The sequence below is a fragment of the Pandoraea commovens genome (assembly GCF_024704525.1).
GTDB classification, from domain to species: Bacteria; Pseudomonadota; Gammaproteobacteria; order Burkholderiales; family Burkholderiaceae; genus Pandoraea; species Pandoraea commovens.
Map to the genome: position 1 here is coordinate 5,887,594 of NZ_CP102780.1, position 13,668 is coordinate 5,901,261.

Genomic DNA, 13,668 nt, shown 5'->3' on the forward strand with positions numbered 1-13,668 from the left:
CCAGTCAATCTAAACGCGCAACAAATTCGCCGAAACTGCACAGTGCATGCTTCGATTTGGCGGCAACTCTCACGGAGTGCAATTTTCCTCATGGTGCAGCGCGGTATTACGCGCAAAGGCCGCACATTCCCCGCAACTGGGCTACGTTCCGTGCGCGTTCAAACCCATTTCAGAGCAACAAAGCCGATGAGCAGTGCCACCAGATAAAACGGTATCGAAAGGTAATGAAAGTGCCACCAGATCTTCTGCGATTTCGCCATGCGCAATGCAATCAGGTTCGCGAGCGACCCCACAGCGAGCCCGAAACCACCGACCGCGACGCCATGCGCCAACGCAGGCCAGTTCTGCGTGTATTCGGCAAGCAGAATCGCTGCAGGCACGTTACTGATGAATTGTGACAACACCGCAGCCCCGCCGTAGGCCATCGCATTGCCAGTGAAGTCGAAATGCCCGAGCGCCGTACGAACGTCCGGCAAACCGGCCACACCGCGCAACACCACGAACATCAGCACGAAGATCGCCAGCAGCAGCCAGTCGATGCCCAGCACTGCATTGCGACGCGCAATCAGCAGCACCGCCGCAACGCCCGCGCATGCCCACGCGGCGAACCCATGATCGGCCATCGCCACGAAAGCGACGAACAAAGCGAGCGCGATCCATAGCAACGGCCAGCGCACATCGTGTGCGGGACCACGTCGCTGAAAGTGCAGCGCGCGCGAATCGAAGGCGAAAGCGCAAACGACGAGCAACAAGGCCATGAGCCCGAGCGTCACGGGCGTCATCATGACGACATAGGCACCGAAGCCCATACCGCTGTGTTGCCAGAGGAAGAGGTTCTGCGGGTTGCCGAGCGGCGTGAGACTTGAACCGGCATTGACGGCCAGTGCGAGGAAAATGATCAGTCGCTCGATGCGCACGGGGGCGATCCGTGCGAGCGACTGCGCGAGCGGCACCACGGCGAAGAGCGCGACGTCGTTGGTCAGCAGCGTCGACAGTGCCGCAGCGAAGGTGACCATCAACAATGCAAGACGACGTTCAGTGCGAAACGCGCGCAGCAATCGTTGTGCGAGCCAATCGAGAAACCCGCTCTGATCGATGGCCCGCGTGAGCATCAGCAAACCGGCGAGCGTCAGAATCGTGTGCTGGTCGATGCGCGCGAACAGCTCGCCAACGCTTGCGGGCTTCGCGATCTGAAGCACGACGAAGGCGATCAGCAGGATGAGCAGCACGCGATCGCTTCGCACGCGCTCAAACGTCGCATGCAAAACATGCCTGACTCGCACAACACCTGATGCGACGTGCGGGTGCGGTGCCGCACTCGACGTCCCTTCCGACGCCGCTAGCGGATCATCGGACGGATCGCTCACGAGAGTATAGTCAGGATACCGAAATTACTCGGCACGAATGCGCGCGAGGATACCGTCGAGTGCATCGAGACTGCCGAACTCGATCGTCAATTGTCCGGCCCCTTTGCGGCCGACCTTGATCTTGACGTTCGACGCGAGCAGATCCGAGAGTTCCTCTTCGAGGCGCGTCACATCGCGACCGCCCTCTTCTGCCGAGCGGCGACGAATGCCATCGCCCTGCGGCTTGAGCGATGCGTTCACGATGCGTTCCGTGTCGCGCACCGACAGACGCTTGTTCACCACCTGGTTGGCGAGCGTGATCTGCGTGGCCGCGTCGACGGCGAGCAGCGCGCGCGCATGGCCCATGTCGAGATCGCCAGCGAGCAGCATCGTTTGCACGGGATTCGCGAGGTTCAGCAGACGCAGCAGGTTCGACACTGCGCTGCGCGAACGTCCCAGCGATTCGGCGGCTTGCTCGTGGGTGTAATTGAATTCGCCGAGCAGACGTTGAATGCCCTGCGCTTCTTCGAGCGGATTCAGATCTTCGCGTTGAATGTTCTCGATGAGCGCCATCGCGGCGGCGGCTTCATCGGGAACATCGCGCACGAGCACCGGCACTTCGGAAAGGCCAGCGAGACGTGCAGCGCGAAAACGTCGCTCGCCCGCAATAATTTCGTACTTCTCACCATCGACACGACGCACCAGAATCGGCTGCATCAGACCTTGCGCGCGAATGCTCGCGGCGAGTTCCTGCAGCGCGCCTTCGTCCATGCGCGTACGCGGTTGATACTTGCCTGCCTGAAGGCGATCGAGCGCCATCACCGACGGCGCGCCTTCGGCACTCGCCTCGGTCGCGCCGTTGTGGTTATCGGCGTGAGCGCCCAGCAGCGCTTCGAGGCCGCGGCCCAGGCCCTTTTTTTTCAGTGCGTTGGTCTTGGTCGCCATGACAATGCGTTCCTGCGCGAATGCGCCTTACATAGTTTGAATGCGCGCGATCATTTCCGCGCCGAATTGCAGATACGCCTTCGCGCCGCGCGAAGCGGGATCGAAGACGACACCCGGCATGCCGTAACTCGGCGCTTCGGCGAGTCGCACATTGCGCGGGATGATCGCGTTGAAAACCTTGTCGCCGAAGTGCTCCTTGAGCTGCTCCGAGACTTGTTGCTGAAGCGTGATACGCGGATCGAACATCACGCGCAAAAGGCCGATCACCTTCAGGTCGCGGTTCAGATTCGCGTGCACCTGCTTGATCGTGTTGACGAGATCGGACAGCCCTTCGAGCGCGAAATATTCGCACTGCATCGGAATGATCACGCCGTGCGCGGCGCACAGGCCGTTGAGCGTAAGCAGCGAGAGCGTCGGCGGGCAATCGATGAGGACGAAATCGTAGGCGTCGTCGACCTTCTCAAGCGCCTGCTTCAGGCGCGTATCGCGATTTTCGAGCGACACGAGCTCCACGTCGGCACCGGCCAGTTCGCGGTTCGCAGGCACCACATCGTAGTTGCCGGACTCCGAACGCTGGCAGCTCGCGCTCACGTCGATGCCGTCAACCAGCACTTCATAGATACTCGTCTCGAGCGCGGCCTTGTCGATGCCACTACCCATCGTCGCATTGCCCTGGGGGTCCAGATCGACCAACAAGACACGCTGCCCGTGCGACGCCAGTCCGGCAGCGAGGTTCACCGTGGTGGTCGTCTTGCCGACGCCGCCCTTCTGATTGGCCACGCAGAAAATTTTCGCCATGCCGATGTAGTCCTCCGATTGCTGCCGTGTTGATGCGATTGATGCAGATGGTGCCGGGATGCAAGTCCGGGCGCGAACGCTTCATGCTGCCCGTAGCGGATGCATCCCGCTAATTCGATTATCTGAGCAAAGCTCAGTTATTGCCGAAGGTGCTCAGGGTGCACTGGCCTTTTGCGGCGTCAACACCAGTTTGTCGGTGTCGTAGCCTTGCTTGCGCAACTGGGCACGCATTTGATTCAGCGTGTCGTCGTCGATCTTCGGCGAGCGCGAAAGGATCCAAAGATACTCCCGCCCTGGCTCTCCGACAGCGGCATACTGATAGTCACCGTCGAGCACGATAACCCAGTAGTTGGCCCAAAGCCAGGGAATCCAGCGCAACCAGTCCGGTGCAAACGTCACTTTGAAGCGTGCGGTGCCTGTGCCCTGCCCATCCGTACGTGCCAGACCGGTATCGCTCACCCAGGTGCCATCTTCCTTACGACACTTGTTGGTGACTTCGATCTTGCCGTCCGGACGCGCCACGTATTCTGCGGTCACGTCCGACACACATTTTCGCTCGAAGAAATTCGGGTAGCGTGCTATTTCGTACCAGGTGCCGACATAGCGCGCCTTATCGATCTTTTGCACGGGACGCACGCGCGTCGTGAGCGATTCCTGCCCGGATTGCGCCCAGGCCACGGCAGCCACCACCGACAATCCGACCATCACAGCGCCGGTCCAACGTGTCACGCGGGTCATGCCGCCACCTTCACGCGGAGCAGATGACGCTCGGCGTCGAGAAATGGCACGTTCAGTGCCAGCCGTTCGACCAGCGCGTAGCCATCAGGCAACGTCAGTTCGCTTTCGGCCGCCACGCCCTTCATCGCCCAGAAGCTGCCACCGGGGGCCAGCAAGTTACGGCCGAGCGTGACGAAGTCGTTCAATTCGGCGAAGGCGCGCGAGACGATGGCATCGAACGGTGCGGGCACTTCTTTGCCGACGACGAGCGACTCAACCCGGCCGGTCACGACCGTCAGATTGGTCAGCTTGAACGTGGCACGGGCTTGCGTCAGAAAGGCGGTTTTCTTGTGAACGATGTCGTTCACCGTCACTTGCCAGTCCGGACGCACAATCGCCAGCACCACACCGGGCAGGCCACCGCCCGAACCGACATCCAGCACACGTGAAATCGGCTCGCGATCCAGTCGCGGCAGAATCGAGAGCGAATCGAGCAAATGCTTGACGACCATCTGTCGCGGATCGCGGATCGAGGTCATTTGCAGCGAGGCATTCCACTTCGCCAGTAGCATCTGATAGTCGAGCAGGCGTGCTTGTTGCTCGGCACCGATCGTCAGACCGAGCTGTTCGATGCCGTCAGCCAACAAAGTAGCGAGTTCGTTGCCGCCTTGTGCGGCATTACGCGGAGCAGTCATGAGGTCTCCGCGTCAGGCAGCGTGCTGACCGCCGGTGTCGCCATCAGTGGCAACATCGGTGTCCGCCGTCGCTTCCCCTGACGCGCGACGGCGTCCGAGTCCCTTCTTCAGGTGGATCATGAGCAGCGAGATCGCCGCGGGCGTAACGCCGGAAATGCGCGAGGCCTGACCCAGCGTTTCCGGTCGTTGTGCATTCAGCTTCTGACGCACCTCGATCGACAGCCCGCGAACGTCGTTGTAATCGATGCTGGCGGGCAGCACCGTGTTCTCGTTCGCTTCCTTGCGCACGATCTCGTCGGCCTGACGGTCAATGTAGCCCTGATACTTGACCGCAATCTCGATCTGCTCGCGAATCTGGTTGGCTTGCAGTACGTCGTCCGACAGCGCGGACTCGGGCGCGAGACGACCGCCCTGCACTGCCATCAGCGCGTCGTAGCCGACTTCCGGGCGGCGGAGCAGGTCGGCCAGCGAATACTCATGATCGATGGCTTTACCGAGCAGCGGCACCGCATCTTCCGCCGGGAACGTCTTCGGATTCACCCACGTCGATTTGAGACGTTCTGTTTCACGTGAAACAGCATCGCGCTTGCGACAGAACGCTTCCCACCGAATATCGTCGACAACGCCTAATTCGCGGCCCACTTCCGTCAGACGCATATCCGCGTTGTCTTCACGCAGCGACAGGCGATATTCCGCGCGGCTGGTGAACATGCGATACGGCTCGGACACGCCTCGAGTGATCAGATCGTCGACCAGCACACCAAGGTAGGCCTGATCGCGACGCGGACACCAGGCTTCGCGGCCCTGCACTTGCAGTGCGGCGTTGATACCAGCGAGCAGCCCCTGTGCGGCGGCTTCTTCGTAGCCGGTCGTGCCGTTGATCTGTCCGGCAAAGAACAGTCCCGAAATCACGCGGGTTTCCAGCGAACTGCGCAGACCGCGCGGATCGAAGTAGTCGTACTCGATGGCGTAGCCGGGACGCAGAATGTAGGCGTTCTCCATCCCCTTCATCGAGCGGACGAGTTCCAGTTGCACATCGAAAGGCAGGCTGGTGGAGATACCGTTCGGGTAGTACTCGTTGGTCGTCAGACCTTCCGGTTCGAGATAGATCTGATGGGACGTCTTATCGGCAAAGCGATGGATCTTATCTTCGATGGACGGGCAATAGCGCGGCCCGACGCCCTCGATGACGCCTGTGTACATCGGCGAGCGGTCGAGGCCGCCACGGATGATGTCGTGCGTCCGTTCGTTGGTATGCGTGACCCAGCACGGCACTTGGCGCGGGTGCTGTTCGGGGCGTCCGAGGAACGAGAAAACCGGCACCGGATCCAGGTCACCTGGTTGTGCTTCGAGGACGGAAAAATCGATGGAACGTCCGTCGATACGCGGCGGCGTACCCGTCTTCAACCGACCTTGCGGCAACTTCAACTCTTTCAGGCGCGCGGAGAGGCTGATGGCAGCGGGATCACCGGCACGGCCGCCGACGTAGTTGTTCAGACCGACGTGAATCTTGCCGTCGAGGAAAGTCCCTGCGGTGAGCACCACAGCACGGGCGCGGAAGCGCAGTCCGACTTGCGTGATCGCCCCGACAACGCGGTCGCCTTCGACAATAAGATCTTCCACGGCTTGTTGGAAGAGCCATAAATTCGGCTGATTCTCGAGGCGATGGCGGATGGCTTGCTTGTAGAGAAGCCGGTCGGCCTGAGCACGGGTCGCACGAACGGCGGGCCCTTTGGACGAATTCAGAATACGAAACTGAATCCCGCCCTCGTCGGTAGCGGCAGCCATCGCGCCGCCGAGCGCATCCACCTCTTTGACGAGGTGGCCTTTGCCGATCCCACCGATGGAGGGATTGCAGCTCATCTGGCCGAGCGTCTCGATATTGTGGGTGAGTAGAAGTGTCTTACAGCCCATGCGGGCCGAGGCGAGCGCAGCCTCGGTACCGGCATGGCCGCCACCCACCACGATCACGTCAAACTCGGTCGGATAAAGCATCGCAATATTGCCGCTGACGGCAAACTCTCTGGATTCGGTAATTGCGGAATTATAGCGGTATTGCGATGCATCATTTGTAACTGCACTCGTGTTTCACGTGGAACGTTGATGTCTTTTGATGCTTCGACGGGGAGTTGACCGTTCTTCAGGCGAGAAAAAACCCTGCGGTGCGAGCACCTCGTCGCACCCACAAGCTTCCGGGCAGTGGGGATCGGGGGCACTCGGCTGTGCTCCACTTAAAAGTCGCTTCGCCAGAATGCCCCCGATCTCCACCACTCAATTGCCCAGGGCCAGCCGCCCCCGCGATGATCGTGGCACTGTTTCACGTGAAACATCGAAGCGGTCGGTCGATTCGAGCCGACTACTCAGCACTCCGCCAGACCTCCAATATCAGTCCCTGCCCTCGCTCGTATGAATGCTATGTGCGGCATGCTAAAACCACTGGGTGCCAACATCGCGCCGTCCTCTCGACCATCCGGGCAGTGGGAATCGGTGGCACTCGGCTGTACTCCACCTGAAAGTCGCTTCGCCAAGAGTGCCCCCGATCCCCACCACTCAATTGCCCGGGGCCAGCCGCCCCCGCGATGATCGTGGCACTGTTTCACGTGAAACATCGAAGCGGTCGGTGAACTAGCGCCGACGATTCACCGCTCCGCCGGGATTCCCAATTCGGCCCCTGCCCTCGCTCGTATGAATGCTATGTGGGGCATGCTAAAACCACTGGGTGCCAACATCGCGCCGTCCTCTCAACCGTCCGGGCAGTGGGAATCGGTGGCACTCGGCTGTGCTCCACCTGAAAGTCGCTTCGCCAAGAGTGCCCCCGGTCCCCACCACTCAATTGCCCGGGGCCAGCCGCCCGCGCGATGATCGTGGCACTGTTTCACGTGAAACATCGAAGCGGTCGGTGAACTAGCGCCGACGATTCACCGCTCCGCCGGGATTCCCAATTCGGCCCCTGTCCTCACTCGTATGAATGCTATGTGGGGCATGCTAAAACCACTGGGTGCCAACATCGCGCCGTCCTCTCAACCGTCCGGGCAGTGGGGATCGGAGGCACTCGGCTGTGCTCCACCTGAAAGTCGCTTCGCCAGAGTGCCCCCGATCCCCACCACTCAATTGCCCGGGGCAGCGGGTGTGGAAGTGGCGATGTCGGTTTCACGTGAAACGATAGGGCGTTGGTTGCCGACATATCTCGGGCTTACGGTTCCTCGTTAACCAAATCGCCGATCCTCGAACGACTTCCCCTCCCCCGCCTCTAGTTCCGAGAAAACCGTTCGCGGATCTGATCGGGGTATCGGCCACCACTGCCGGGGCTGGCTGCCAGCAAGTTCACCGGAATGTTTCACGTGAAACGCCACGAAACCTAACCGGGTAGATCACGGGGCTATAGCTTGTTTCTCCGCAGAGGCCGCGGCTCTTTGGATAACTCCGCCCTATTCCACTTCTCTAACATGGCATATCGAACGCGTGGCGTCGGCTCGGCCTGTGCGAACCAGCACCTCTGCCCTTTCTCCTTTACACGCCGTGAGGGCTAGCTGACCCATGACATTTGCCTAGTGATATTCAAACCAGACAACTGGCGCCTCTCATCCAAAGCAACACCGTTCCACGTGAAACCAGCTTCGCATGAGCACCTGAGGGTGGAATCGGGCAATTGAGGGGTGGGGATTGGGGGCACTCTGGCGAAGCGACTTTCAAGTGGAGCACAGCCGAGTGCCCCCAATCCCCACTGCCCGGAAGCTTGTGTGGACGACACGGCCATAGCACCAGGTGGTTGGTCTAACGGTGGCACGCACGACATCCAGACCGAAAACACAGAGCTTGCGTCGACCGGCCTAGCGCCAGTGACAAACGTAGGCGGAGAATGATCAGGGCATTTGAGGGGTGGGGATCGGGGGCGCTCTGGCGAAGCGACTTTCAAGTGGAGCACAGCCGAGTGCCCCCGATCCCCACTGCCCGGAAGCCAACAAGAACAATGCCGCGATAGCACCCGATGGTTTTCAGAAAGGCATGCATCCTACTTGTATGGAGCGAACTCCACGCGTCACCCCACTTCGCCACATTTAGCCGAAAGGCCGAACCGAGACGAAGTCTCCGGGAATATGAGAGGTGGGGATCGACGGTACTCTGGCGAAGCGACTTTCAGGTGGAGCACAGCCGAGTACCGTCGATCCCCACTGCCCGGAAGTGAGGGAGAACGGCACCGTGTTAGCGGGACGTGGTGTTAAGAAAAGCCCCCCAACCCCACCCTCGTTCCACGTGAAACCAAGAACCGAAAATAGCCAAACAAAGCTGAAAGCAAACACCACCGCCGTCTTGGCAGCGATCATTTATCCGCGTTATCCACATCCGGGCGCCAAACACAAAAATCCGCCGTAGGAATTTGCTTTTCTGTGGATAACCTCAATGGCGAATTCCACAAGAATTTCGAGAAAATCTCGCAACCCCTTATTGCGGCAGTGCGCCATAGATTTGAGTTACCCACACATATCCACAAGCAACTGTGAATAAGTGACTTAGCATGGTTTGACGCGAAGCCCCGGTGTCGACCAAAAAAATTAGGGACGGATAGTGCTATCGAACGACCGTTCAGATTGCATCTCCGGCTAAAGCGAACACCCCATCGCCCGCGCCAGAAACGAAAAAGGCCCGCTAAACCGGCGGGCCTTCTCAACGTATGTCGAACTACATACCGACAGCAAACGACCGTCAGGCAGCCTTCTTAGCCAGCCCCAGATACGTCTCAATCACCTTGGGATTGGTAGCCAGCTCCTGCGCCGGTCCTTCAAGGGCCAGCTCGCCCGTCTCAATCACGTAGGCGTAATCGGCGACCTGCAACGCCGCGCGTGCGTTCTGCTCGATCAGCAGCGTGGCAACGCCCGTCTTACGCAAGTCGTTGATGATGTGAAAGATTTCCTTCACGATCAGCGGCGCCAGACCCAGGCTAGGCTCATCCAGCATCAGCAATTGCGGCTTGGCCATCAACGCACGGCCCACCGCAAGCATCTGACGCTCCCCGCCCGACAGCGTCCCCGCCTGCTGCACGCGACGCTCCTTCAGACGCGGAAAAAGCTCATAGACCACGTCCATCTGATCGAGGAAGTTCTTCTCCCCCGCCTTCTTGCGACGGTAAGCGCCGAGCAGCAGATTGTCCTCAACGGTCATCGTCGAGAACAGCTCACGCTTCTCCGGCACCAGACACATGCCGCGCGACACACGGGCCTCAATCGTCAGCGCTGACATCTCCTGACCGAGATAGGCCACGCTGCCCTTGCTCGACCCGTTGTGCGGCAGTGCGCCCATGATCGCGTTGAGCATCGACGACTTGCCCGCACCGTTCGGACCGATCACGGTGACGATCTGCCCCGCCCCGACACGAAGATGCGCACCATGCACCGCCTCGACTTTGCCGTATGCGACGGCGAGGTCCTTAACCTCCAGAATTGCGTCGGCCATCACTCCACTCCTCCCAGGTACGCTTCGAGCACCGCCGGGTTCTTCTGCACGTCTTCCGGCAGCCCCTCGGCGATCTTGGTGCCGAACTCCATCACCACCAGGTGATCGGTCAGATTCATCACGAAGTCCATGTCGTGCTCGACCAGCAACACGCTCATGCCCTCGTCCTTGAGCTTCTTGAGCAGATCGCCCAGCGCCTGCTTTTCCTTATAGCGCAGGCCCGCAGCCGGTTCGTCGAGCAACAGCAGCGTCGGATCGCACGCCAGTGCACGCGCGATTTCCAGAATACGTTGCTGACCCAGCGCCAGACTGCCCGCCTCGTCGTACATGTGCGCACCAAGACCCACACGCTCGATCTGCTGCTTGGCTTCGTGCAGCAGCATCGCTTCTTCGTGACGATCCAGACGCAGCACGCTCGACCACACGCCACCCTGCGGACGACGACGCAGGCCGTTCTTGTCGCGCAGATACGCGCCGATAGCGACGTTCTCGAGCACGCTCATGTGCGGCATCAGACGCACGTGCTGGAAGGTCCGGCCGATACCGCGCTTGACGATCTCACGCGACGGCAGACGGTCGATGCGCTCGCCGAGGAACGAAATCTCGCCACGCGTTGCCTGCAATACACCGGTCACCAGGTTGAACGTCGTCGACTTGCCCGCACCGTTCGGACCGATCAGGCCGACGATCTCGCCCGCCTTCACTTCGAACGACACGTCGTTCACCGCAACCAGGCCGCCAAACTCCTTGCGTGCCTTCTCAAGCTTGAGCACCACCTCGCCGACTGCTGGCTTGGGACGGTGTCCCAACGGCTCAGCCTGCTCAGGCGCCTTCGCGACACGTCGGGCCGGGAAGATCTTCCCGAAGAACGGCCACACGCCATCGCGCGCATATTGCAGCAACAACACCAGCAAGATGCCGAAGACGATGGTTTCGAAGTTGCCGTTCGCGCCCAGCAGCACCGGCAGAATGTTCTGCAGGTAGTCCTTGAGCACCGTCAGAATCGCCGCACCCAGCACCGCACCCCACACGTGGGACACGCCGCCGACCACCGCCATGAACAGATACTCGATGCCGTGGTTCAGGTTGAACGGCGTCGGGTTCACGGCACGCTGCAAGTGCGCGTACAGCCAGCCCGAAATCGCAGCGAGTACCGCCGCGTAGACGAACACGACCACCTTCATCCACGCCGTGTTCACGCCCATCGCTTCGGCCATCACGCCACCGCCCTTGAGCGCGCGAATCGCACGGCCCGGACGCGAATCCAGCAGGTTCTTGATCGACACCACCGCCAGCACCACCACGATCCAGATCAGGTAGTACATCTGACGCCCGCTCGCCAGCTCCAGGCCGAACAGGTTGATCGTCGGAATGTCGTTCAGGCCGTCGTACTTGCCCAAGAACTCCAGGTTGCCGAACAGGTAATACAGCGCCAGACCCCAGGCGATCGTGCCCAGCGGCAGGAAGTGGCCCGACAGACGCATCGTGATCGCACCGATGACCAGCGCCGCAGCCGCCGTAATCGCCACGCCGACGATCAGACCGAGCCACGGCGATGCGCCGTAAGCCGTCGTCAGATACGCCGTCGCGTAGGCACCCAGACCGACGAACGCCGCCTGTCCGAACGAGGTCATGCCCGCCACGCCCGTGAGCAACACGAGACCGATGGCGACAATGCTGTACAAGCCGATGTAGTTAAGCAGCGTCACCCAGTATTCAGGCAAACGCACCGGCGCTGGCAGTACCGGCAACACCGCCAGCAGCACCAGGAAAATCAGGAAGTATTTGTTTTTCATTCTGTGGTCCGCCCCGGCTTATTCCTCGTCTTCTTCAACGTGCTTGCTCGTGAGCGACAGCCACAGCAGCACCGGAAGAATCAGCGTGAAGACGATGACCTCCTTGTACGCACTCGCCCAGAACGACGAATACGACTCCAGCAGGCCCACGAGAATGGCGCCGAGCGCCGCGACCGGGTAACTCACCAGACCGCCGATAATCGCCCCCACGAAGCCCTTCAAACCGATCAGGAAGCCCGATTCGTAATAGATGGTCGTGATCGGTGCGATCAGAATGCCGCACAGCACACCCAGCACCGCCGCCAGCGTGAACGCCAGTCGGCCAGCCTGCACCGTGCCGATGCCCACCAGACGCGCGCCCAGACGGTTCACGGCCGTCGCGCGCAACGCCTTGCCCGACAGCGAACGGTCGAAGTAGAAGTACAGCGCCAGAATCATCACGACCGACACGCCCACCACCCACAGACTCTGTCCGGACACCATCACCGAGCCAATGTTGAAGCTCGCGTCCGAGAACGCCTGCGTGCGCGAACCCTCGGCACCGAACATCACCAGTCCCAGGCCCGTGAGCGCAAAGTGCACGCCGACCGAGACGATCAGCAGCAACAGCGTGCTCGCCTCCGCCAGCGGCTGATAAGCCAGGCGATAGAGCATCGGCCCCATCGGCACAACCAGCAACAGCGTGACGGCAATCTGCACGAGCATCGGCAAGGTCATCGGCGAGATCGCCTTGACCACGAAGAACACGGCGATCGGAAACACGAGATATTTACCCGCGAACACCGGCACCAGGCGGCCCGCCAGCTTGCGCCGCTCACTGTGACGCAAGACGCTTGCCGTCTCCACGATGAACGTGCAAATGCCCATCGCCACGAGCAGCCAGCTCGTCAGCGGAAACTTCTGGGTCTGGATGGCCGCGAGCGTGAGCGCGCCGTACGACACGAACTCGCCCTGCGGAATGAAGATGACGCGGGTGACGGAGAACACCAACACGAGCGCCAATGCCAGCAAGGCATAAATCGCACCCGTGGTGATGCCGTCCTGCGCCAGGATGGCTGCAATCGAAAGATCCATGCTCCTCTCACTTCGTTTGAGTACTTCTTGAACCGGCTGGCGAGACAGCCGGTGTGATGCACGGTGCAGCGCGCTGCCACCCCGTTCCCCTTCAACTTCGGCGCACCCCGCACGATCCCCGTGTCGCAGCGCAGCGAATTATGAATTGTATAAACCGTTATGCATTGGTAAAACCCGGGTGACTACTGAGATGACGACATCTCAACCCGTTTTTCGACGTCGGCGGGGCTTGGTCGGCAACGACGGCGCGTCGGCCAGCACCTCCGGCGGCAGGGCTTCGCGCACGACATCCATCAGCCGGTAGATCTCGGCGAGCGTGTCACGTCCCACTTTGTCTTCCAGATAGCGGTAGCGCTCCTCGACCAGCGGGCCGAGCTTCTTGCACAGCGCCCGGCTCGATGGCGTCAGCGAGACCATCACGCGACGCTGATCCGCCGCCACGCGACGGCGCATGATCAGACCCGACGCCTCCATGCGTTCGAGCATGCCCGACAGGCTCGGGCTGAGAATGCAGCACTCGCGCGCCACCTGCCCGATCTCCATTTCCCCGGATTCGCTATCGTTGACGGCGCGTATGACACGCCATTGTTGTTCCGTGATGTCGTAGCAATTGAGTAACGGCCGGAACAGGCCCATTACCGCTTCACGCGATTGCAGCAACAACAGGGATAGGTTGCGGTGTTCGAATTCACCCGTCATGGATTTACGCTCGAAAGGATCGGCCGTTCAGCCCCCCGGCTGCGGCGATCAGGTTGGGACAATGCGGCCTCTCATGTGCCGCTCGCAAATGCATGTCCTGCCGTCTCTTTGCGATGCGCGAAACTACCACGCTCAAAAAAAACGGGC

10 protein-coding genes are annotated in these 13,668 nt (G+C 60.7%); all 10 read right to left on the reverse strand.

The features are described 5' to 3' along the window. Positions 1–158: 158 nt before the first annotated feature. The 10 genes from NTU39_RS26535 to hpaR all read right to left on the reverse strand — a co-directional run bounded on the left by NTU39_RS26535 (position 159) and on the right by hpaR (position 13,521). Positions 159–1,244 (reverse strand): SLC13 family permease, encoded by a 1,086-nt coding sequence (locus NTU39_RS26535; protein ID WP_246184498.1) that lies wholly within the window; start codon positions 1,242–1,244, stop codon positions 159–161. A 147-nt stretch (positions 1,245–1,391) separates the two neighbouring features. Beyond that, positions 1,392–2,291, reverse strand: a complete 900-nt coding sequence (locus NTU39_RS26540; RefSeq protein ID WP_150663696.1) for a ParB/RepB/Spo0J family partition protein — start codon at positions 2,289–2,291, stop codon at positions 1,392–1,394. 27 nt (positions 2,292–2,318) lie between these two features. After that, the gene (locus tag NTU39_RS26545; protein ID WP_150663697.1) at positions 2,319–3,089 is read right to left on the reverse strand and encodes a ParA family protein; all 771 of its coding nucleotides are present in this window, start codon (positions 3,087–3,089) and stop codon (positions 2,319–2,321) included. A gap of 153 nt (positions 3,090–3,242) precedes the next feature. Continuing rightward, positions 3,243–3,827: a lipocalin family protein gene (locus tag NTU39_RS26550; protein ID WP_150663698.1), complete on the reverse strand. Its 585-nt coding sequence runs from the start codon at positions 3,825–3,827 to the stop codon at positions 3,243–3,245. After that, positions 3,824–4,501, reverse strand: coding sequence for a 16S rRNA (guanine(527)-N(7))-methyltransferase RsmG (gene rsmG / locus NTU39_RS26555; RefSeq protein WP_257958907.1), 678 nt, complete (start codon positions 4,499–4,501; stop codon positions 3,824–3,826). Before rsmG ends, NTU39_RS26550 begins: the two co-directional genes overlap by 4 nt. Positions 4,502–4,513: 12 nt before the next feature. Continuing rightward, entirely contained in the window at positions 4,514–6,496 is a 1,983-nt protein-coding gene (mnmG, locus tag NTU39_RS26560) for a tRNA uridine-5-carboxymethylaminomethyl(34) synthesis enzyme MnmG (RefSeq protein ID WP_257958908.1), read from the reverse strand. 2,709 nt (positions 6,497–9,205) lie between these two features. Continuing rightward, the gene (locus NTU39_RS26565) at positions 9,206–9,952 is read right to left on the reverse strand and encodes an ABC transporter ATP-binding protein (protein ID WP_039394132.1); all 747 of its coding nucleotides are present in this window, start codon (positions 9,950–9,952) and stop codon (positions 9,206–9,208) included. Next, a complete protein-coding gene (locus tag NTU39_RS26570) occupies positions 9,952–11,748 on the reverse strand; it encodes a branched-chain amino acid ABC transporter ATP-binding protein/permease (protein WP_150663701.1) in 1,797 nt (598 codons plus the stop codon). The genes NTU39_RS26565 and NTU39_RS26570 overlap by 1 nt, the downstream gene beginning before the upstream one ends. An 18-nt stretch (positions 11,749–11,766) precedes the next feature. Further along, a complete protein-coding gene (locus NTU39_RS26575) occupies positions 11,767–12,822 on the reverse strand; it encodes a branched-chain amino acid ABC transporter permease (protein WP_150663702.1) in 1,056 nt (351 codons plus the stop codon). Between the two features lie 201 nt (positions 12,823–13,023). Next, positions 13,024–13,521, reverse strand: coding sequence for a homoprotocatechuate degradation operon regulator HpaR (hpaR, locus tag NTU39_RS26580; RefSeq protein WP_039394138.1), 498 nt, complete (start codon positions 13,519–13,521; stop codon positions 13,024–13,026). Positions 13,522–13,668 lie beyond the last annotated feature (147 nt).